This is a genomic window from Pseudomonas lundensis (assembly GCF_002269125.1).
GTDB classification, from domain to species: Bacteria; Pseudomonadota; Gammaproteobacteria; order Pseudomonadales; family Pseudomonadaceae; genus Aquipseudomonas; species Aquipseudomonas lundensis_A.
The window spans coordinates 24,349-45,661 of sequence record NZ_NQKI01000012.1 but is presented as its reverse complement, the minus strand read 5'-3'; the positions used below and the strand labels follow the sequence as shown (position 1 = coordinate 45,661).

Here is a 21,313-nt window from a genome sequence, read left to right as displayed (position 1 = left end):
AATATTCACATGCACTGTAGGAAATTATTTATCTATGATGATCAGAATTTGATCAATTAAGACTTGATCAATTCATCTTTAGCTAACAATCGGGAATTTTTATGCAAGGTGATCTGGACGCTTACGACCGCAGGATTTTGGCACTGCTGCAAGAAGACGCGTCACTGTCCAGCGCGCAGATCGCAGAAAAAGTGGGCTTGTCGCAGTCACCCTGCTGGCGCCGGATTCAGCGCATGAAAGACGAAGGCATCATTCGGGGGCAAGTGACCTTGCTGGATCGCAAGAAGGTCGGCCTGAACACGCAGATCTTTGCTGAGGTAAAACTCAATGCCCACGGGCGCTCCAACTTTACCCAATTCACCGATGCGATCCGTGGTTTCCCGCAAGTACTGGAGTGCTATGTGCTGATGGGGTCGGTGGATTTTTTGCTGCGGATCGTGACCCCGGACATCGAGGCTTATGAACGTTTCTTCTTCGAGCAGCTGTCGATGGTGCCGGGCATTCAAGAAGTGAACTCGATTGTGGCGCTGTCCGAAATCAAATCGACCACGTGCCTGCCGGTGTAGCGCGCAAATAAAAACGGCCTTCACAAGGAAGGCCGTGGATGAGCTGTCAGTGAACAAACAGCGCAATCAGGATGATGATCGGGATTGGGATACCGAGGAAAAACAGCAGTAATGAGCGCATTTTTATTCTCCAGAATTAACGGACAACCGTGGTGGTCGTGGTGTGGTCGATGTAAGTCACAGCGTCGCGACGACGACCGCCAAAGGTGGCACACAGGCTGGCGAAGAACGCACCGATCAGCAGGGTGATGAACATCCACAGGGTGGTCCAGGCAGCGACCTTGGCGGCTGTGTCAGCGGCTTCTTTGGTTTTAACTTTGGCTTCTTCAATAGCTTGATGGGCCTTGGCGTAGACCTGATCAACCCGTTGCTCGGCTTCTGGCTGAGTCAGGTTGGTACGCTGAGCGACAATTTGTGCCAGGTAGGTACGGTCGTCAGCGCTCAGTTGGCCTTCATTGCCCAGGCTGCGAACGAAGATACGGGTCACGATGCCGTGGGCGGCGTCTTCGCTGACAGCGGTGCCACGATCATCGCGAAACAGCGTGTCGATGAAGTAATCCGAGCTGTTGCCCGTACCCTGGTTGGCGTGGTTACCAGCGGCACTGCTCATGGCGGTGGCTGCACCTGATGCGACATTTGCACCGGCCTGTACGCCGCTGCCAATCATGCTACTGACCGAACCGGCAACCAGTGTCGCAGTGACCAGCGTAGCCACAGCCCACGCGAGGAAGCCATGGGCAGTGTCGCGGAAGTACACTTCATCGCCATGCATGTTTGCCCATTTGACCCGCAGACGACCGGCCAGATAGCCGCCCATGCCCGAGGCAATAATTTGTGTCACGGCCAGCCAGATAATGGCTGTGATGCCCAACCCTTTGGCGCCTACGCCTTCGCCAGACCACGGCGACACGGCTGAAAAGCCCAAGCCTGCGCCCAGCATCAGCAGCAAGAGGGAGAGTGCAGCGGCAGCGGCGGCACCTGCAAAGATCGCGGCCCATGACACACCGGAGTGGCCAGAGCTGTCTTGCAGGGCAGCGGGATAGTGTTCTGTAGTCCCGATCATTATTGTTGTGCTCCTGAAATGGTGAGAAGTGCAGCCTTCATTTCAGTGATTGCAGGGGTTGTGCCAAGCCGTGATTTATAAAAAATATCTACAAATCAATAACTTATAAACCTGATTAATTTGCTTGGTCATGCAGGTTGCATGATTGGCGGCAAAGAGGCGGGCGTAATGCATTGAAACAATTTCACGAGAGATGCCATTCAAGACACCCATAAAAAACGGGAGCCGTTAGGGGCTCCCGTTTGGGTGTCATCAATGATGACGGTGTTTGTTCTTCTTGCGGTGACCATAGGCATGGCCGCGACCTGGGTGGTCATCGCGGTAATAGCGGCGATTGCCGCGATCACGGTAATGACGATCATCAGCGTCGCTTTTGTTACCCATATAGTTGCCCAACGCGCCGCCTGCACCACCGCCAGCTGCTGCGCCGACCAGTCCGCCGGTGCTGCCGCCCATGCTGCGGCCCAATACGTTACCGCCGGCTGCGCCGAGTGCACCACCGATGGCGGCTTCGCCACGGCTGCGTTTATCAGCACCTACGGCACTACCGGCCGCGCCGCCTACGCCTGCGCCAATGGCTGATCCGGTCGAGCCGCCGAGTTGTTGACCAACCACAGCGCCAAGAACCCCGCCTAATGCGCCGCCTACACCGGCTTCGGTGGTGCCACCGGCCGAGGCTACGCCACTGACCAGGCCAAGGGACAACAAGAGAATCGAGGTGAGCTTCATAAGTGAGCCTCAAAGGGATGACGGCGCGATCCTGAGGCTGTACGCGGTTGGTTACAATCGAAATCCGACCAGTAACACGAGTTGTACACAATTTACTAAGTTATTGTTTTTACACGGGAACTTAATAGCTTTTGCACGGTCTGAGCATTAGTTCGGACAGGCCGCTTTCTCAGGAAAGCGGCCTTTTTTGTGTCTAAAAGAAAAACGCCGCGTCACGCGGTGACGCGGTGGCTTCAGAGATTGCAGGCGTTCTGCCTCAGCTCGCCTTGGCCATGATCAGCTTCGACGGCGTGGCTGTCTCAAGGCAAATGGCCACGAACTTGGACGTCGGGGTGTGGCTGCCATCCCCGGTGCTTTCCAGTGGCACCAACGGGTTTACTTCGGGGTAGTAGGCGGCCGCTTGCCCTGCCGGGATATCAAATGCCAGCAAGGTGAAATTTTTAACCCGACGTTCGTGTTCGTCATCCCAGATAGACACGATGTCCACCAATTGCCTCGGCTTGAAGCCCAGTCGAATAATGTCGGCCTCATTCACAAACAGCACGTTACGTTGGCCTTTTACCCCGCGATAGCGGTCATCCAGCCCGTAAATGGTGGTGTTGTACTGATCGTGCGAGCGCATGGATTGCAGGATCAGGTCCGGCAGGCGACCCGTCGCGCGGGTGCGTGCATCGACCAGATCCCGAGGCAGAGCGTTGGGCTTGAAGTTGGCGCGGCCTGAGGGAGTATTCCACTGGCGCGCACCCGCCGCGTTGCCCAGATAGAACCCGCCCGGGTGCTGCACACGGGTATTGAAGTCTTTGAAGCCGGGGATAGTGTCAGCGATCAGCTCGCGGATGCGGCTGTAATCCCCGACGATCCAGCTCCAGTCGATCGGGTGCGTACCCAAGGTCGCCGCTGCGATCCCGGCGATGATCGCCGGTTCGGAACGCATCTGATTCGACAAGGGCTGCAACTGGCCATTAGACGCGTGAACCATGCTGAACGAGTCTTCCACGGTGACCGCTTGCGGGCCTTCGGCCTGAATGTCGATGTCAGTTCGGCCAAGACAAGGCAAGATCAGTGCTTCCTTGCCGTGCATTAAATGGCTGCGGTTGAGCTTGGTGCTGATTTGCACGGTCAGGTCGCAATTGCGCAGGGCCTGCGCCGTGCGCGGGCTGTCGGGCGTAGCCTGGGCAAAGTTGCCGCCCAGCCCGATGAAGACCTTGGCGCGCCCTTCAAGCATGGCGTGGATGGCTTCCACCACGTTGTGCCCGTTCTCGCGCGGCACATTGAATTTGAAACGACGCTCCAGGGCATCGAGAAAGGCCACCGGTGGGCGTTCGTTAATGCCCATGGTGCGGTCGCCTTGCACGTTACTGTGACCGCGCACCGGGCACAGACCTGCACCGGGACGGCCAATGTTGCCGCGCAACAGCATCAGGTTGGCGATTTCCTGAATGGTCTGCACCGAGTGACGATGCTGGGTAATGCCCATGGCCCAGCACATGATGACGTTCTTGCCCTTGAGGTACATGCGCGCGGCACGCTCGATGTCTTCCAGCGTCAGGCCGGATTGCTCGATCAGGTGCTCCCATGACGTGTCATCCAGGCTGGCGATGTAGTCCAGCACGCCTGTGGTGTGTTCATTAAGAAACGGGTGATCGAAGACTGCCGGTTCGCCCGCCGCCTGGGCATCGCGCTCCCACTGCAACAGAAACTTGGCCATGCCGCGCAAGAGCGCCATATCGCCACCCAGCGCCGGGCGCAGGTAAGCCGTGTTGGTTGGACGGTCGCCGTTGGTGAGCATCTCCAGCGGGTGTTGTGGGTGCTGGAAGCGCTCAAGGCCGCGCTCTTTCAGCGGGTTGACGCACACCACCTGCGCGCCGCGTTTCACGGCTTCACGCAGGGGCTCAAGCATGCGCGGGTGGTTAGTGCCGGGGTTTTGCCCGAGCACAAAAATAGCGTCCGCATGTTCAAAATCGTCGAACGTGACCGTACCCTTGCCCACCCCGACGCTTTGCGCAAGTGCAACACCGCTGGCTTCATGGCACATGTTCGAGCAGTCGGGGAAGTTGTTGGTGCCAAACGCACGCACAAACAATTGATACAAATACGCCGCTTCGTTGCTGGCGCGGCCCGAGGTATAGAACTCGGCTTGATTGGGGCTCGTCAGGTTCAGCAGATGCTTGGCTATCAGGGCGAATGCGGCATCCCAAGTGATGGGCACATACCGGTCGGTTGGCGCGTCGTAACGCATGGGCTCGGTCAGGCGGCCCTGGTATTCGAGCCAGTAATCGCTTTGCTCCAGCAGCGCGCTCACGCTGTGTTTGGCGAAGAATTTGGCATCGACACGCCGCTTGGTGGCTTCCCAGTTAACGGCTTTGGCGCCGTTTTCGCAGAACTTGACCAGCCCGCTTTCCGGCGAATCGCCCCAGGCACAACCGGGGCAGTCGAAACCGCCGTTTTGGTTGGTCTTGAGCATCATGCGCAAGTTTTTCAGGGCGTTGTCACTGGTCAACCAGGCGTGCGCCACACTGATCAGCGCGCCCCAGCCACCTGCCGGGCCTTTATAGGGCTTGTAGCGAGGTGTCGGGGTTTGGTCGGCTTGATGATGAGTGCTCACGCTGGATTCTCCTGCGCCGGGCTATAGACCCGCGGCGCGCTTTTCTGCGGCAGATGAATGAGGTTGAGGTTGTGGCGGCGAGCCCATTGCAGCGCCAGGCCCGTAGGCGAGGACAGGCTGATCAGGGTCTGAATGCCTGCGCGCAACACTTTTTGAATCAGTTCGAGGCTGCAACGGCTGGTGACAATCGCCGCGCCGCCGCTCAAGTCGATGTGTTGGCGCACCAACGCACCGATCAACTTGTCGAGCGCGTTATGTCGGCCGATGTCTTCGCGACCCATCAGCAATTGGCCTTTGGCGTCCATGTAAACGGCGGCATGTACGGCGCCGCAGTGCTGGCCCAGCGGTTGAAACGCGCTGATGCGCTGGCGTAGACCGTCCAGCCATTGCGCGGGCGGAAGGGGCGCACCGGGCAGTACGTTCAGGTCGGGCAGCGCTTGCTCGACGGCTTCGACACCGCACAGTCCGCAGCCGCTGGTGCCTGCCAATTGGCGACGTTGCTGTTTGAGGTTCCAGAACGCCCGGCTGGCGATTTCGACGTGCGCATACTGCGCCGAGCCTGCGCCGCTGAGCTTGAGGTCATAAATGTCGCTCGGGTCTTGAATGATCCCGCTACCCAGGCTGAAACCGACGATGAAGTCCTCAAGGTCAGTGGGCGTGACCAGCATCACCGCTTGATTGATGCCATTGAAGGCAATCGCCAGCGCGACCTCTTCGGCAAGGGCAGTTTCAGCGCCGCTGCTGTGGTCCAGCGTGACGTAGTGATAATTCTGGCTGGCGGCGGGCGCGGGCGAATCCTGGGCGGGCGCCGCGCACGTAGGGCGCTTGGCGTTCATAAGGCTGTTCCGACGGAATATTCAGCAATAAGGGTAGGCGCGACACTCTGTCGCGTCTAATCGCTAGTGCTGATCTATTGATAGATGCCGTCGATCATGAAGTTGCTGATGATTTCCGATACAGCGAAAAGCAGGCCTCCGCCAGCGCCGACCGTGGTGCTTCGCGGCGCATGATCAAACCCAGAGGGGCGAGGGTTTGCGCGTCGGCAATCGGGTGCAGGCGCAGGTCGTCGGTCAGGGCTTCAAGGCCGCCTTCAAGCGGCATCACCGCGCAGCACAATCCGCCATGAACGGCCTGCAACAGCTGATGAACTGCATCGGTTTGCAGCAAGGGTTGTGGGGTCAGCCCGCGGCTGTGGAAATTGTGATCGATGGACTGACGAAAATGCATGCCGCCACTGAGCAGCGCCAACGGCAACTCAATCAAGGCTGCCCAACTCAACGGCTGTTCACCGAACGTGAAGTGCCGTTGGTCGTATAAAAGACCCATGCGGGTGTCGTTCAAGGTGAGCGAGTCGAAACGCTCATGGTCGAGCCGATCGAGGTAAGACACGCCCACATCCAGCTGATTGCGGGCCAATTGATCCAGGATCTGTTCGGAGCTGAGCGCCGACAATTCAAAGCGCAGTTCGGGGTGCGCCTTGTGCATTTGTTGCAACAACGGCAGCGGGTCAAAACTCGACAACGGCACCACGCTCAGGCGCAACGTGCCGATCAAATTGCCCCGGCAGGCAGCCGCTTCAGCCTGCAAGCCATCGTAGGCGGACAGCACCGTTCTGGCCCATGCCAGCACGCGCTCACCGGGGGCAGTAAAGCTTTCAAAGCGCTGGCCGCGATTGACCAACTGCAAACCCAACTCCTGCTCAAGGCTGCGCAAGCGCATGGACAGCGTAGGTTGGGTGATATGGCAGCGGGCCGCCGCCTGACCGAAGTGACGGGTTTCATCGAGGGCGATCAGGAATTTCAGTTGTTTGATGTCCATGCTCGCTCCACGCGCAAATCGTCGGGGGATTCTAACGCGCCCATCCCTGAACCTGCCTGTCCAATGTTGGTCTACGCTGTGTGTCTGGATATTCCAACCCTAGGAGCGTGAACGATGAGTATTTTTAGCTTTATGAAGGAAGCAGGCGAAAAAGTAATCGACTTGCTGACACCGGGCAAAGCCAACGCCTCGGAAGAACTCAAGAAGCACGTAGAAAAAGTAGGTTTGGGCAATCCGAACATCAGCGCCACTGTTGAGGGCGATAAAGTGATCGTGACAGGCGAAGTCGCGACTCAGGAAGAGAAAGAAAAAATCATTCTGGCGGCGGGCAATATCGAAGGTGTTGCCAGCGTTGAAGACAACATCACTGTGACCGGCCCGATGGTCGCTGCTTCGCGTTTTGTGGTTGTGAAAAAGGGCGACACCCTCAGCGCAATCTCACTCACGGTGTACGGCGACGCGAACAAGTATCAAAAAATCTTTGAAGCCAACAAACCGATGCTTAAAGACCCGAACAAAATCTACCCGGGTCAGACATTGCGCATCCCTGAGTAAACCCTGGTGGTTTTCGGCAGCGATGACAGGTGTGCACGCACGTGTGTCGCTGCCGAGGCACGAGGCTGGGATCCCCCATCCGCTTCATTAGCCTTGGCTCAAAGCCCTTCCAGTAACTCGCGGTAATCCCCCAGCGCGGCAAACTCCTTGGTGTCTTTCGGGCCTTTTTTGCTGTCCGGCTGCTTGACCGCCAACAGATGTCTCACGCCAAAATCCCGTGCACTGCGCAGAATTGGCAAGGTGTCGTCGATAAACAGGCTGCGCGCGGGCTCGAAACCGATATCGGCGTGCAGCGCATCCCAGAACTGCGGGCTTTCCTTGGGGAAACCGTAGTCGTGGGAGCTGATCAGCCTTTCGAAGTAGGGCGCCAGTTCAATGCGTTCCAATTTCAAGGACAACGAATCGCGGTGCGCGTTGGTGATCATAATCACCCGCTTGCCTGCTTCTTTGATGGCGGCTAAAAACGTATCGGCATCAGGGCGCAGGGCAATCAGGTCAGCGGTTTCGCGTTTCAATTCGCGAACTGGGATCTTCAGCTCGGCGCTCCAGAAGTCCAGGCAGTACCATTGCAATTGGCCTGCATTGCGCTCAAACAACGGCATCAGCTCCAGTTCAGCCATGGCCCGGCTGATGCCATGCAGTTCGGCATAGCGTTGGGGCAAGTGTTCGAGCCAGAAGTGGTTGTCGTAATGCAGGTCGAGCAGCGTGCCGTCCATGTCCAGCAGAACGGTATCAATGTCGCGCCAAGGTAACGCTGTCATGCAAAACTTCTCCCGCAGTTGAAAACATCCGACCAAGACAATCGGAAAAGCCGGGGTATAGTAACCCGTTCATATTGAGGAGCCGCTATGCGCCAAAAACCCACCGTACTCGCCCGTGAAATTGTTGCCAGTAGCCGATTGTTTCGTGTTGAAGAAGTGCAGCTGCGCTTTTCCAACGGCGTTGAGCGTACGTATGAACGGCTGGTGGGGCGCGGCAATGGCTATGGCGCAGTGATGATCGTGGCGATGATCGATGCCGAGCATGCCCTGTTGGTCGAAGAGTATTGCGGCGGCACCGACGAATACGAAGTGTCCCTGCCCAAAGGGCTGATCGAGCCGGGCGAAGACGTACTGGCGGCTGCCGAGCGTGAGTTGAAGGAAGAAGCGGGCTATGGCGCCCGTCAGTTGGAGCACCTCACCGAGCTGTCACTGTCACCGGGCTACATGAGCCAGAAGATCCAAGTGGTGCTGGCCACCGACCTGTATGAGTCGCGTCTGGAAGGTGATGAGCCGGAGCCCATGCGTGTCGAGAAAGTGAATTTGCGCGAGCTGTCGGCGCTGGTACAAAACCCGCAATTCACCGAGGGTCGTGCCTTGGCGGCGCTGTATCTGGCGCGGGATCTGCTGACGCAGCGCGGAGCATTTGCGCTGTGAGCCTGTCTGTCCCTCAACTGCTTCAAGGCGTGATTCAACTGGTGCATCAGGCAGGTGACGCCATCTTGCCGTTTTGGCGAGCAGACGTTGCGGTCATTGCCAAGGCGGATGATTCTCCGGTGACGGCTGCTGATCTGGCAGCCCATCATGTGCTGCTCGACGGCCTGACCGCGCTCGACTCGAGCATCCCGGTGTTGTCCGAAGAAGATGCCAACATCGCCCAGGACGTGCGTGCCGGGTGGTCTCGCTGGTGGTTGGTAGACCCGTTGGACGGCACCAAGGAATTCATTTGCGGCAGTGAAGAGTTCACCGTCAACGTCGCCTTGATCGAGCACGGCCGTGTGGTGTTTGGTGTGGTATCGATGCCGACCAGCGGCCGCTGCTATTACGGTGGTGCGGACCTCGGCGCATGGCGTGCAGAAGGCAACAAGGTCGAGCGTATCAACGTGCGCACGGCCCCGCCTGTGGGCGAGCCGTTGACCGTCGTCGCCAGCCGCCGTCATTCCAGCCCGGCGCAAGAGCAACTGTTGGCGGGTTTGAGTGAACACCTGGGTGATTTAAAGCTCACCAGCGCCGGCAGCTCGCTCAAATTTTGTTTACTGGCTGAAGGTGCGGCCGATTGCTACCCGCGTCTGGCTCCGACGTCACAGTGGGATACCGCAGCGGCGCAAGGCGTGCTCGAAGGTGCGGGTGGCGTGGTGTTGCAGCTGGATGGCCAGCCGTTCACCTACCCGGCGCGGGCATCGTTGCTCAATGACTCGTTTTTGGCATTGCCGGAAAAAGCGCCCTGGCGCGAGACGCTGTTGGAGCTTGTCCATAAGTAACCGGTATTGCCCCTCGTTTCACCCTCAACGATGCAACACATACTGGTCGCTGAAGCGGACGGCGTCTTCTTCGCCGTCTGTATTGATGACCCGGGTTTGCAGTGTCAGGCGCGCGCGGCCATAGCGTGTGTACATGCTCAAAAACGTGTTCCATGCCGCCTCGTCCGGCGCCTCGCACAGCACAATCACATCCTGCGTGACCGGCAGCGGGTAGCTGATTTGGCCCCTCTGAATCACCATGTGCCCGTCTTCAATGCCTGCTTCGCGTAGCCCTCAGAAACACACGGTTACGAGGCTAAATTGACCGGGCCTCGGACTCGACTGCAACCTTCATGCTTCAAATGAGCTGACAGGCGCGGCCCATGCACAAGGACGGTAAAGACGATCCTTTTTTCGAGCCCCTCTGGAAGCCGAAACGCCCAAACGGTGGTGCCTCATGGGCTGCATGGCAAACGTCGGCCGCGCCAGCGCCGGTGTATATCCCAAAAGAGCAATGGCCTTCTCCCAAGCAACGTACTGACGTGGTCTTCGCCAAGTCCTGCGTTGCTGAAAACTGGTGCAGCACGGAGGCAGGTACGGACACCGAGCCCGTCTCCAACTTTGGCAACGTCATGGTCGTTGCCTCCATGCTTTTGCCTTCCGCGTCAGAGGCCATTGCATTGGCCATCGGTGCAGATGCCGGACTCGCCCGTGTAGCGGGTGGCGGCATCATGCAACAGCGCATGACGTGGGCAATACGTGGCGCGGGAGGCCCGGTCAGCGTTTTTCTAATGGGCATGCTCCCCGCCAAAATGGGTGACGGCACACTCCATACCGACGAACAACTGCGCAGCATGAGCAAAGCCTCTACACGGGTGCGCTTTCAGTTCCGACGTGATGCCGAAGGGGTCATGCAGATTTACGGTATTCACACCGGCGCGTCGGGCGATGACTCAGTACGCACCGTGCAGGTGAAGTGGAACGCAACCAAGACGGCGTTGGAGGCCGAACTAAACGGGATCACCCTCCTCTGGACGCCACCCCACAGCGCTTCAAGAATGCCGCCACTGACTTACCCCGACGAAAGCGGCAAGCAGCTGGGCACCATCCTGGTACACCCGATCCCGGAGAACACCGACAGTCAGCTTGAAGGGCTTCCCGGCGAAGACATTACACTCGACGACTGTATTCTGGTCTTTCCTGCGGATACGGGCCTGAAGTCGCTGTATGTGGTGTATGCGAAGCCTTTTGGTGGTGATATCAAATACCACGCTGCACCGAATACTCTTCCTGCTTTCCCCGATGCTGTCGATGTCCGTAGCAAAGGAAATCGACAGCGCTGGAAAAGCAAAAGACGAATCTACGAATGGGATTATCAACATGGAGCAGTAGAAGTGTATGACAAACAAGGAAACCACTTAGGGGAGTACGACGCGACTACTGGTGAACAAACTGGAAAAGCCCAGCCTGAAAGACGAATCACAACTAAGTGAATTAGGAGTGTCACCCATGGTATTTATTGCAATCAGTGGCTTTTATCCAGAGCCCAACCCAGACGACTCTTTGCAGTACAAGAAAAGCGTCCCACAAGAGTTAGAGCCAGCAATACTCGCTGCAATGGGCTGGACCACCCTGGGTGATGTCCCTGAGGGAGAGCATGAACTAACGCCAGATCAATCGATCGCGGCTATGGCGATACTGGGTGACCCCTTGAATAGTGAGTTGGTTTACTTCTTAGGACTTCGCAGCAGTCTGCTTTAGGTGGGTACCAACGTCTCCCCGCCAACTTTTGGTGTCACCGTCTATAAGGTTGAACGCGAGACGCTGTTGCAGCTTGCCCGTACCTAATCGGTATTGCCCCTCGTTCCAGGGTCAACGATGCAACACATACTGGCCGCTGAAGCGGACGGCGTCTTCTTCGCCGTCTGTATTGATGACCCGGGTTTGCAGTGTCAGGCGTGCGCGGCCATGGCGTGTGTACATGCTCAAAAACTTGTTCCATGCCGCCTCGTCCGGCGCATCGCACAGCACAATCGCGTCCTGCGTGACCGGCAGCGGGTAGCTGATATGGCCCTCCTGAATCACGATGTGCCCGTCTTCAATGCCTGCTTCGCGTAGCCTCAAATGCAACCAGCCCCAGCCCGCCAATACCGCGCCGCAGTACAGGCTGCCGCCAAACATGGTGCTCTTGTGGTTGATGTTGGCACTCAGCGGCAACTGCAGGCGCAGCTGCCGGTCATGCCAGCCGAGGACTTTGAGGCCCATTTCGCGGGTCAGCGGGATGTCGTGGTGGAGAATGGATTCCAGGTAACGACTGTCGCAGTTCATGCAGGCCTCTTCGGTCAAATCACTCAAGTTCATCGGGGTGGGCGTGGCTGCCGCTTTCAAAGTGCAGGCCGTACTTGCGCAGCTTGTCGTGCAAGGTTTTGCGCGGCACGCCCAGCGCTTCGGCCAGGCTGCGCATGGAGCTGTGGGAGCGTTCGAGTTCGGCCATGATCAGACTTTTCTCGAAATGCTCGACCTGCTCGCTCAACTTGCCTGAACCTTCAAGGCTAGACGATGGCGGGGCATCGGCAGACTCATTGTCCAGCGCCAGCTCAAGCCCCAATGCAAAACGCTCGGCGACGTTTTGCAGTTCGCGTACGTTGCCCGGCCAGGCGTGTCGCAGCAGCAAGCTGCGTTGTGCCGGTTGCAGTACGTTGTGGGTCAGGCCGTGGCGGGCACTGGCTTCGTCTGCAAAGTACTTGAAGAGCATCAGTACATCGTCGCCACGCTCGCGCAACGGGGCGATGCGCAATGGGGCAACGTTGAGCCGGTAATACAAGTCGGCGCGGAAGCGGCCCTGATCGGCGGCCTGACGCAGGTCTTCCTTGGTGGCAGCAATCACGCGGATGTCCAGCGGGATCAACTGGTTCCCCCCCAGGCGTTCGACGACGCGCTCTTGCAGCAGGCGCAGTAACTTGACCTGCACGTCCAGGCTCATGCTTTCGATTTCGTCGAGGAACAGCGTTCCGCCATTGGCAAATTCGAACTTGCCGATCCGGCGCTTTTGCGCGCCCGTGAAGGCGCCCGGCTCGTGGCCGAACAACTCGCTTTCTACGACGGATTCGGCCAGCGCCCCGGCGTTGATTGCCACAAACGGGCCGTCGCGGCGGCTCGACAAGTCGTGCAACGCCCGGGCGACCACTTCTTTGCCGGAGCCGGTCTCACCCAGAATCAGCACGTCGGCCTTGGTGGCAGCCAGTGCGCCGATTTGCTCGCGCAGGCGCAACATCGGGGGCGAGAGGCCGACCAGCCGCGTACTCAGTTGCTGGCGGTCACTCAGGGCCATGCGCAGGCTGCGGTTGTCCAGCACCAGCGCGCGTAAGGCCAGGGCGCGGCGCACACCCTCCAGCAAAGCGTCGCTGGCAAAGGGTTTTTCCAGAAAGTCGTAGGCCCCGGAGCGCATGGCTTGTACCGCGAGGGGCACGTCGCCATGGCCGGTAATCAGCAACACCGGCAGTTCGGGGTCCTGGGCGTGAAGTTCGGCCAGCAGTTCAAGTCCGTCCATGCCGGGCATGCGGATGTCACTGACCACCACACCCGGCCAGTTGCGCTCGATGCGCCCGGCAAGGCCGGTGGCTTCGGCCAGCGGCAGGACGTTCAGGCCTGCGAGGTCGAGGGTTTGATACAGCGCTTGACGCAGGTGCGGGTCGTCATCGATCAGGATGACCTGGACCTTCTCGTCGATGGGTTGGCTCATGACCTGGAATCCTCTGAAGCTTGCAGGCTGACGCCCGGCGCGCCTGCGCGCAGTCGTAGGGTGATTAAGGCGCCGCCTTCCTTATGGTTGGCAAACAGCAATTCGCCGCCAAAGGCTCGAATCAGGGTGTCGCAAATGGCAAGGCCCAGGCCTAGCCCCTGGGTTCGGGTTTTGGTTGTGTAAAACGGCTCGCCAGCGCGGCCCAGCGCCTCCATGCAGAAACCCGGCCCGTTGTCGCGGATGCACACGGTGACGCCTTCCGGGGTGGATTCGGCACTCAACCACAACCGCCTCGGCGGACCTTTTTCGGTCAGCGCGTCGAGGGCATTGGCCAGCAGGTTGCCCAGCACTTGGCGCAGGCGTGTTTCTCCGGCTTCAACCCAGAGCGTGGCGGCAGGCAAGTCGCGAATCAACTCGACTTCCATGCTGCGACGACGTTTGGCCAGTAAGGCCAGCGCGTCATCCAGCGCAGGTTGCAAGGCGACGCTTTCCGGGGCATGGCGATCGCGCCGCGCAAAGGCCCGCAGGTGAGCAATGATCGACGCCATGCGCCCAGTCAGCTCGTTAATCAGCTTGAGATTGCCGCGTGCGTCGTCGATGCGTTGGTGGTCCAGCAAGACCTCGGCATTTTCGGCGTAGCTGCGGATGGCGGCCAGCGGCTGATTCAACTCGTGGCTGATGCTCGCTGACATGGTGCCTAGCGCAGACAGCTTGCCGGCCTGCACCAGATCGTCCTGCGCACGTACCAGTTCTTGTTGCGCATGTTCGCGCTCCAGCACTTCTTCGCGCAGGCGCCGGTTCAGCCCTTCAAGGTCGCTGGTGCGCTCTGCCACGCGCATTTCCAGTTCGCGGCGGGCCTTGGCTTCAAAGGCGATGCGCTCCATGTAGTGACGACGACGCTGCATCATCAAACCAATTAGCAACATCACCACCAGCAGCGTGGCGCCACCGATGGCCAGCACAGTGCGTACCGGGCGGTCGATCAAGGTGCGCGGGGCGAGGATGTTGACGCTCCAGCCGGTTTCGTCGATGCCCTGGGTTTGTACCAACCAATTGCTGAGGTTCAGGTTCAGCGGCTTCGGGTCGCGGGTCGGGTAGGGCAGGATGGCAAAGATCGACTGCTGCTCTTGCGGTGTCAGTTCGCGGGTGGCCCTGAAGCGCCACTCCGGGCGCGAGGTCAGAATGACCACGCCATTGGGGTCGGTGACCATCAGTTGTTCCGGCGTTTGCCCCCACAGGCGCTCGGTGTGGTCGAGGTCGACCTTGACCACCAGCACGCCGATTTTCTTGTCACCCTCGACGACGGGCGCGGCAAAGAAATAACCGCGTTTGCCGGAGGTGGTGCCCAGCCCGAAGAAACGCCCCAGTTTGCCGTCCATCGCCTCACTGAAATAAGGGCGAAAGGCGAAGTTGCGGCCGATAAAGCTGTCTTGCTTGTCCCAGTTAGAGGCGGCCAGCGTATCGCCGTGGGCATCCATCAGGTACATGACCTCGGCCCCTGTCTGGGTGCTGATTTCATTGAGCAACTGGTTGGCGTGGCTGAGAATTTGCGGGTTTTCCGGGTCTGCCAGCAGGGCGCGCAGGGCAGGCAGTTCACCAAGGATTTGCGGCAGCACTTCATAGCGATGCAGCGTGCCCAGCAGGTTGGCGACGTAGAGATCGAGGGTCTGGCGATTTTGCCCGGCCAGTTCACTGCGGTAATAACGCTCGGCCAGATGCTGCAACGGCCACAACCACGGCGCCAGACACAAGGCCAGTAATGCGAGGCTGCGCCAGCGAGGTCTGCGAGGCACGGGAGGGGTTTTGATCATGTTGAAACTACGCCGCAAGAGTACGGCGCAGTATACCTGCGGTTTTTAGCTATCCGCGTCCGATGCTTAGCCTTGCTCGGCCATGCACTCGCGCAGCGCCGTGTGCCAGTCGGGCTGCGTAACGCCCCAGTCAGCCGCCAGCCGACTGCAATCAAGTCGTGAATTAAGCGGACGTTTGGCAGGCGTTGGATAGGCGCTCGAAGGGATGGCTTCGAGCACGGCGCATGGCTTGTCCAGCGCCAGCAACTGTTCACCGATGGCCTGGGCGAAGCCGAACCATGATGTTTGGCCATGGGCCGTGAGGTGGTAAACGCCCCAAGGGCCAGGGTTGCCTGCTTGCCAGCGCTCAATCAAGGCCCGCGTGCTGTTGGCAATGGTGCCCGCCCACGTAGGCGCGCCGATCTGGTCCGCTACGATGCGCAGTTCCGGTTTTTCTTGCAGCATGCGCTGCATGGTCAGCAGGAAGTTTTTACCGTGCGAGGAGTAGACCCAACTGGTGCGCAGTGTCAGGTGCTGACACCCTGTCGCGGCAATGGCTTTTTCACCCAGCAACTTGCTGTGGCCATAGACGCTCAACGGGTTGGTTGGGTCGTCTTCGGTATAGGGCGATTCTTTACTGCCATCAAACACGTAATCGGTGGAGTAATGAATCAGCGGGATGCCCAGTGCCTTGGCTTCCTCAGCGAAAATACCGGGCGCTGTGGCGTTGATCGCATTCGCGGCGTCGACGTCGCTTTCGGCCTGGTCCACGGCCGTGTAGGCGGCTGCGTTGATGATCAGATCAGGCGCATGTGCCCGCACCTGCGCACGGATTTGCTCAGGCTGACTCAGGTCCAGTTGATCGCGACCCAGCACGATCAACTCGCCCAAATCGGCCAGACGTTTTTGCAGCTCCATGGCCACTTGGCCGGTTTTACCGCTGATGAGAATTTTCAATTCAGGCGAGCCCATGGTCATGCAATCAGGTCTTTAGGTTCTGTAGAGCCTAGACGCTCGCCCTGATAGCTACCGTCCTGAACGCGTTGGCACCATTCAAGGTTGTCCAGGTACCACTGCACAGTTTTGCGCAAACCGGTTTCGAAGGTTTCTTCCGGCACCCAGCCTAGCTCGCGCTCGATTTTGCTGGCGTCAATGGCGTAGCGCTGGTCGTGGCCCGGACGGTCCTTGACGAAGGTGATGAGGTCCGCGAAGTGTGCCACCCCAGCCGGGTGCTGAGGTGCCAGCTCTTCAAGCAGGGTGCAGATGCCACGCACCACGTCGATGTTCTTCTGCTCGTTATGGCCGCCGATGTTGTAGGTCTCGCCCACCACGCCTTCGGTTACGACTTTCAACAGGGCGCGGGCATGGTCTTCCACATACAACCAGTCACGTACTTGCAGGCCATTGCCGTAGACCGGCAGCGGTTTGCCCGCCAGTGCATTGAGGATCACCAGCGGGATCAATTTTTCCGGGAAATGGAATGGCCCGTAGTTGTTCGAGCAGTTGGTCAGCAACACCGGCAAGCCGTAGGTGCGGTTCCAGGCGCGGACCAAGTGGTCCGAAGCGGCCTTGCTGGCCGAGTACGGCGAGCTTGGCGCATACGGAGTGGTTTCAGTGAACAGGTCATCCACGCCATGCAGGTCGCCATACACTTCGTCAGTGGAAATGTGGTGGAAACGGAACGCACTTTTCGCCGGTTCTTCAAGCGTGAGCCAATAAGCGCGCGTGGCTTCCAGCAGGCTGTAGGTGCCAACGATGTTGGTCTGGATGAAGTCCGACGGGCCGTCGATGGAACGGTCAACATGGGATTCGGCCGCCAGGTGCATGATCGCCTCCGGCTGGAAGCGCTCAATTACAGCGCTGACGGTGGCCTGGTCGACGATATCGGCCTGCACGAACTCGTAGCGGGTGTTGGTGGCAATGCTGTGCAGCGATTCAAGGTTGCCGGCGTAGGTCAGTTTGTCGAGGTTGAGGACCTCGTGCCCGGTGTTCTGGATCAGGTGACGGATCAGAGCTGAACCAATAAAACCGGCGCCGCCGGTAACTAAAATGCGCATGTGGATATCCCTTATTCCCTGACGGTGTACAAACAATTGGCGCATAGCTTGTGGGGATGCGCGGAGCGGTGCAAGTGCTACTGAGCAGGTGAGGGAATGAATGAGGCAAAGGGTTAAGGCATTTATCCTGAATTTATCGATATATATCGACCTAAAAACCAATTTAAACGTACCGATCCTCTGAAAACGTTTTAAAAGTAGATATTTGTCGGCTATAAGAGGGCTGCGTGTTGACGTCCGCCCCACCGGACGTCCACTGTTCTGTGATGGCGGGCCGTGCGCTGGCTCAACCCAACCTCGACGGATTTTTGGAGCCCTGATTTCAATGACCACTCTTTTGCACAGTTCGCCCCGCGCAGACGGTTTTTACATGCCGGCCGAATGGGCGTCGCACACCCAAACCTGGATGATCTGGCCCGAGCGCCCGGACAACTGGCGTTTGGGTGGCAAGCCCGCTCAGGCCGCGCACGCCGCTGTGGCCAAGGCCATTGCGCGCTTTGAGCCGGTGACGGTCTGTGTGTCGGCCGGTCAGTACGAAAATGCCCGTGCCCGCTTGGATGTGCCGAATATTCGTGTGGTCGAGATGTCCAGCGATGACGCCTGGGTGCGTGACAGCGGCCCGACCTTCGTCATTAACGACAGCGGCGAAGTGCGCGGCGTGAACTGGGATTTCAACGCATGGGGCGGTTTTGAAGGCGGTCTGTATGCGCCGTGGAACCGCGACCAGCAGGTGGGCAGCAAGGTGCTGGAAATCGAGCGGTGCCCGCGTTATTACACCGAGCGTTTCGTGCTCGAGGGCGGCTCGATTCATGTCGATGGCGAAGGCACGCTGATTACCACGGCCGAGTGCCTGCTCAATCGCAACCGCAACCCGCATTTGTCACGCGAAGAAATCGAAGACGTGCTGCGCGCCAATTTGGCAGTGAGCAAAATCATCTGGCTGCCGGACGGTCTGTTCAACGACGAAACCGACGGCCATGTGGATAACTTCTGCTGTTACGTGCGCCCCGGTGAAGTGTTGCTGGCCTGGACCGACGACGAGCGCGATCCGAACTATGTGCGCTGCCACGCGGCGATGAATGTGCTGTTGACCAGCACCGACGCTAAGGGCCGCCCATTCGTGGTGCATAAAATGCCGATTCCGGGGCCACTGTATGCCACCCAGGAAGAGTGCGATGGCGTCGACAAAGTGGTGGGCAGCCAGGACCGCCACCCGTCGCAGCGACTGGCCGGTTCTTATGTGAACTTTTTGATCGTCAACGGCGGCATCATTGCGCCAAGCTTCGATGACCCGATGGACGCCCAGGCCAAGGCCATCCTGCAAGACCTCTTCCCGCAACACGAAGTGGTGATGGTGCCGGGTCGCGAGTTGTTGTTGGGTGGCGGCAATATTCACTGCCTGACGCAACAACAGCCAGCGCCCCACAAGGCCTGATCCAGACGCCTTGTAGCTTTGTTGAATGAATAAAAAGCCCGCCGTTTGCAATAACGGCGGGTTTTTTGTTTCAGGTCAAAAAATGAGTCCGTAATTACGCGTATAAATTTTGTAAAAGAGTTTGTTAAAAATCTTGAAAGGGAGCCATGCCGGGCATGTCGCGCTACTCGCGGCGATGTTCTGTCACACACCTTGAGTACATTTGCCGCTCAAGTACCTGGAGAGCGCTGTCATGAACGTATTTTGCGAGCGAGGTTCGCGACCACAACCTGTGAGTCACGAGTCGCTTGTCGTTCTGGCCAATTGGTTTAAACGCAAAGGACCCTGCAACCAGCCAGGCCAGTCTACCTATCAACTTCTTCGCGAACGCTACCCGGCCGGGTTGTTCAGCGAGGCAGAACTGGAGGCCCTGTCGGGTGTGTTGATGAGTTGAAACGTTGACTGTCGCCGCTGGCGAGGCACGAGACCGCGAAGGCGGTGCCCCAGGCAACCCCGCGTTACTCGCCACGGTTACAGGTTCAACGTTTAGAAGCTGTATTTGCCAGTCACCACCAAGCTGCGGGGTTCGCCGGGCATGATTTGCGAACCGCTGGTGGCGGACGCGTAATAGTCGCGGTCAGTGAGGTTGGTCAACGCGCCGCTGACCTCCCAATCTTTTTCCCGATATCCCGCCAATGCATCCCAACGGCCATAACCCGGTAGCACTACAGTGTTCTGGTTATCGGCATAGCGCTGCCCCACCAGCGTCAGACCTGTTTCAGCGTACCAGCCCATTTCCGGTTTCCAGGTCAGGAACAGACTGCCGTTGCGCTTGGCCACACCATTGATGCGCTTGCCTTCAAAGCCGTTGTTGTCCTTGACCACGGTGGCGTCCTGCACGCCGACACCCCCGCGCATGTACCAGTTGCCGCCCAATTTGCCGCTGGCCGTCAGCTCGATGCCCCGCGAACGCTGCAAGCCTGACAGCAACGTGATTTCCGGGTTTTCCGGGTCTTTGGTGCGGCGGTTGTAAAGCGCCAGTTCGTAGACCGCCAGCGTGGTACTCAGCCGCTCGTTCAGCCAGTCACTTTTCACGCCGATTTCTTTTTGCTTGGTCAGCTCGGGGCTCAGGTCATTGGTGTTGCCCGATGCACCCGGCGTGATGCCGATCAAACCGCCGCCCACCGGGGAGAAGGTTTTGGTCCACGAAGCATAGAACGCGTGGTTTTCCAGCGGCGTCCAGACGACGCCAAAACGCGGGCTGGTGCCGTGACTGTTACGGGTTTGCGAGATGCTTTTCAGGTTGCTGGTGGTATCGACTTCAAACCGGTCATGGCGCAACCCGGCCAGTACCTGCCATTGATCGTTGAGGCGGATCTGGTCCTGTACATACAGGCCCTGGCTTTCGACCTCGGTGTGGTTGTCACTGGACAGCACCATCGGGCCTGTCGGGCGAAGGCGGCGATCCGGGTTGTACAGGTCCACGCCGGGCACGCCCTTGGCACTGTAAAGCGTGGGGTCACGGCGCTGACTGCCTAGCTCCAGACCGGTCAGGAGGCGGTGTTCCAACCCGAACGTATCAAACACACCTTCCAATTCGAGGTTGTTGAAGACGTTGCGGGTGGTCATGTCTTGCTGCCAGCTCTGGCGGCTCACCTTGCGGGTCTTGGCGTCGTAGCCGGTCAGGTAGGTGTTCTCGAACTGGCTGTCGAGCGTGAAAATGCCCAGGGTGTGGCGCAGTTGCCAGTTCCCGTTCAATTCATAGGTGAGCCGTGAACGCAGATTTTGGGTCTTGTCGTCGATGAAGTCGTTCTGCCCGCCATACGAAGTACCCCGGCTGACATCGGCAGGCCGTCCGTCAACACTCGGGATCCCGCGATCCGGGGTGCGGTTGTAGCGACTGTATTCGTACTGCACCAACCAATTGAGGTCCGGGGTGATTTGCCAGCTCATCGACGGCGCAAACAGTTGGCGGTTGCCGCTGACATGATCGCGGAAGCTGTTTTTGTCTTCGTTGCCCATGTTCAAGCGCAGGCTGAGGGTGTCGCTCGGGTCGGCGCTGAGGTCGGCGTACAGGCTGCGAAAATCGTCTGTGCCTCCTTGCGCCTGAATGCTGGACGGGCGCCCGTATTGAGGCATTTTGCTGATGCGGTTGACGATCCCGCCCTGACTGCCGCGGCCATACAGCACGGCGGCCGGACCTTTGAGCACTTCGATGCGTTCAATGTTGTGCAAGTCGCGCACGTACTGGCTGTCGTCGCGAATGCCATCGAGGTAAAAGTCGTTACTGGCGTCAAAGCCGCGAATGCGCAAGCTGTCGAAGCGGGTGTCCGCCGTGCTGCTGACGTTGGGAATGCCGCTCAAGGCCTGGCCCAGCGTGTTGATGTCGTAATCCATCAGGTTGCTGGTTTTGACCGAATCAATGGCTTGCGGCACATACCGCGGGGGTGTTGAGGTACGGGTCGCGGTCGTGACCTCTTTGACCCGCGGGTCATCGAGGTCGGTTTCGGTAGCATTGACCGAGGTTTCGGGAAGGGTGGTGGCAGCGCTACTGAATCCGACGTACAGGCATGCACACAGCCCCAATTTAAAGGGCGTAAAGCGGCAGAGGGAACGCATGGTTGAGAAACTTCCGTGAAGGTTAAAGCGAGTATTATTTTTTAGGTCGCGGATGATAATGGTTCTTGTTGGTATCTGTTTATCATTACCAGTTGCTTCAGCGGAAAGTTTGTGTCTGAATGTTGCTGTATCGATTA

The 21,313-nt window shown here is 58.7% G+C and carries 20 protein-coding genes and 1 pseudogene; 8 read left to right on the top strand and 13 right to left on the bottom strand.

Annotated features, from left to right (window positions below; all coding sequences use genetic code 11):
• The first annotated feature begins 101 nt into the window (after positions 1–101).
• Positions 102–566 (top strand): Lrp/AsnC family transcriptional regulator, encoded by a 465-nt coding sequence (locus CJF39_RS09860; protein ID WP_094993243.1) that lies wholly within the window; start codon positions 102–104, stop codon positions 564–566.
• A gap of 136 nt (positions 567–702) precedes the next feature.
• Here the strand turns inward: CJF39_RS09860 and CJF39_RS09855 are convergent, their stop codons facing one another.
• The 5 genes from CJF39_RS09855 to CJF39_RS09835 form a co-directional block, all read right to left on the bottom strand.
• Positions 703–1,629 (bottom strand): hypothetical protein, encoded by a 927-nt coding sequence (locus tag CJF39_RS09855; RefSeq protein ID WP_094993242.1) that lies wholly within the window; start codon positions 1,627–1,629, stop codon positions 703–705.
• Between the two features lie 252 nt (positions 1,630–1,881).
• A complete protein-coding gene (locus CJF39_RS09850; RefSeq protein ID WP_094993241.1) occupies positions 1,882–2,358 on the bottom strand; it encodes a glycine zipper domain-containing protein in 477 nt (158 codons plus the stop codon).
• A gap of 256 nt (positions 2,359–2,614) precedes the next feature.
• Complete coding sequence (locus tag CJF39_RS09845; protein ID WP_094993240.1) at positions 2,615–4,963, bottom strand: FdhF/YdeP family oxidoreductase; 2,349 nt, start codon at positions 4,961–4,963, stop codon at positions 2,615–2,617.
• Complete coding sequence (gene fdhD, locus CJF39_RS09840; RefSeq protein WP_094993239.1) at positions 4,960–5,799, bottom strand: formate dehydrogenase accessory sulfurtransferase FdhD; 840 nt, start codon at positions 5,797–5,799, stop codon at positions 4,960–4,962. The genes CJF39_RS09845 and fdhD overlap by 4 nt, the downstream gene beginning before the upstream one ends.
• A 94-nt stretch (positions 5,800–5,893) precedes the next feature.
• On the bottom strand, positions 5,894–6,781 hold the full coding sequence (locus CJF39_RS09835) for a LysR family transcriptional regulator (protein ID WP_094993238.1): 888 nt from the start codon (positions 6,779–6,781) through the stop codon (positions 5,894–5,896).
• Positions 6,782–6,895: 114 nt separating this feature from the next.
• Between CJF39_RS09835 and lysM the strand changes: the two genes are divergently transcribed.
• On the top strand, positions 6,896–7,336 hold the full coding sequence (lysM, locus tag CJF39_RS09830) for a peptidoglycan-binding protein LysM (protein WP_094993237.1): 441 nt from the start codon (positions 6,896–6,898) through the stop codon (positions 7,334–7,336).
• A gap of 98 nt (positions 7,337–7,434) precedes the next feature.
• Here the strand turns inward: lysM and yrfG are convergent, their stop codons facing one another.
• Entirely contained in the window at positions 7,435–8,097 is a 663-nt protein-coding gene (yrfG, locus tag CJF39_RS09825; RefSeq protein ID WP_094993236.1) for a GMP/IMP nucleotidase, read from the bottom strand.
• An 87-nt stretch (positions 8,098–8,184) separates the two neighbouring features.
• On the opposite strand from yrfG, the gene nudE reads away from it, so the two are divergent.
• Entirely contained in the window at positions 8,185–8,751 is a 567-nt protein-coding gene (gene nudE, locus CJF39_RS09820; protein ID WP_094993235.1) for an ADP compounds hydrolase NudE, read from the top strand.
• 2 nt (positions 8,752–8,753) lie between these two features.
• Entirely contained in the window at positions 8,754–9,575 is an 822-nt protein-coding gene (cysQ, locus tag CJF39_RS09815) for a 3'(2'),5'-bisphosphate nucleotidase CysQ (RefSeq protein WP_094993307.1), read from the top strand.
• Positions 9,576–9,599: 24 nt separating this feature from the next.
• Here the strand turns inward: cysQ and CJF39_RS09810 are convergent.
• Positions 9,600–9,845, bottom strand: a pseudogene (locus CJF39_RS09810) (YiiD C-terminal domain-containing protein); the annotation flags it as partial.
• 92 nt (positions 9,846–9,937) lie between these two features.
• On the opposite strand from CJF39_RS09810, the gene CJF39_RS09805 reads away from it, so the two are divergent.
• On the top strand, positions 9,938–11,047 hold the full coding sequence (locus CJF39_RS09805) for an S-type pyocin domain-containing protein (protein WP_094993233.1): 1,110 nt from the start codon (positions 9,938–9,940) through the stop codon (positions 11,045–11,047).
• Positions 11,048–11,063: 16 nt separating this feature from the next.
• Complete coding sequence (locus tag CJF39_RS09800) at positions 11,064–11,315, top strand: pyocin S6 family toxin immunity protein (RefSeq protein WP_094993232.1); 252 nt, start codon at positions 11,064–11,066, stop codon at positions 11,313–11,315.
• 111 nt (positions 11,316–11,426) lie between these two features.
• Here the strand turns inward: CJF39_RS09800 and CJF39_RS09795 are convergent, their stop codons facing one another.
• The 5 genes from CJF39_RS09795 to rfbB all read right to left on the bottom strand — a co-directional run bounded on the left by CJF39_RS09795 (position 11,427) and on the right by rfbB (position 17,143).
• Complete coding sequence (locus tag CJF39_RS09795; RefSeq protein WP_094993306.1) at positions 11,427–11,882, bottom strand: thioesterase domain-containing protein; 456 nt, start codon at positions 11,880–11,882, stop codon at positions 11,427–11,429.
• 19 nt (positions 11,883–11,901) lie between these two features.
• Complete coding sequence (locus CJF39_RS09790) at positions 11,902–13,296, bottom strand: sigma-54-dependent transcriptional regulator (protein WP_094993231.1); 1,395 nt, start codon at positions 13,294–13,296, stop codon at positions 11,902–11,904.
• Positions 13,293–15,107 carry a sensor histidine kinase gene (locus tag CJF39_RS09785; protein WP_094993230.1) on the bottom strand — a complete coding sequence of 605 codons (1,815 nt, stop codon included), beginning with the start codon at positions 15,105–15,107 and terminating at the stop codon, positions 13,293–13,295. Before CJF39_RS09785 ends, CJF39_RS09790 begins: the two co-directional genes overlap by 4 nt.
• 66 nt (positions 15,108–15,173) lie before the next feature.
• Positions 15,174–16,058, bottom strand: a complete 885-nt coding sequence (rfbD, locus tag CJF39_RS09780) for a dTDP-4-dehydrorhamnose reductase (protein ID WP_094993305.1) — start codon at positions 16,056–16,058, stop codon at positions 15,174–15,176.
• Positions 16,059–16,060: 2 nt separating this feature from the next.
• On the bottom strand, positions 16,061–17,143 hold the full coding sequence (gene rfbB / locus CJF39_RS09775; protein WP_094993229.1) for a dTDP-glucose 4,6-dehydratase: 1,083 nt from the start codon (positions 17,141–17,143) through the stop codon (positions 16,061–16,063).
• A gap of 325 nt (positions 17,144–17,468) precedes the next feature.
• Between rfbB and aguA the strand changes: the two genes are divergently transcribed.
• Together aguA and CJF39_RS09765 are read left to right on the top strand one after the other, a co-directional pair.
• Positions 17,469–18,578 carry an agmatine deiminase gene (gene aguA, locus CJF39_RS09770; protein WP_094993228.1) on the top strand — a complete coding sequence of 370 codons (1,110 nt, stop codon included), beginning with the start codon at positions 17,469–17,471 and terminating at the stop codon, positions 18,576–18,578.
• A 232-nt stretch (positions 18,579–18,810) separates the two neighbouring features.
• Positions 18,811–19,011: a hypothetical protein gene (locus CJF39_RS09765; RefSeq protein ID WP_094993227.1), complete on the top strand. Its 201-nt coding sequence runs from the start codon at positions 18,811–18,813 to the stop codon at positions 19,009–19,011.
• Between the two features lie 92 nt (positions 19,012–19,103).
• On the opposite strand, the gene CJF39_RS09760 is transcribed toward CJF39_RS09765, so the two are convergent.
• A complete protein-coding gene (locus CJF39_RS09760) occupies positions 19,104–21,176 on the bottom strand; it encodes a TonB-dependent receptor (protein ID WP_094993226.1) in 2,073 nt (690 codons plus the stop codon).
• Positions 21,177–21,313 lie beyond the last annotated feature (137 nt).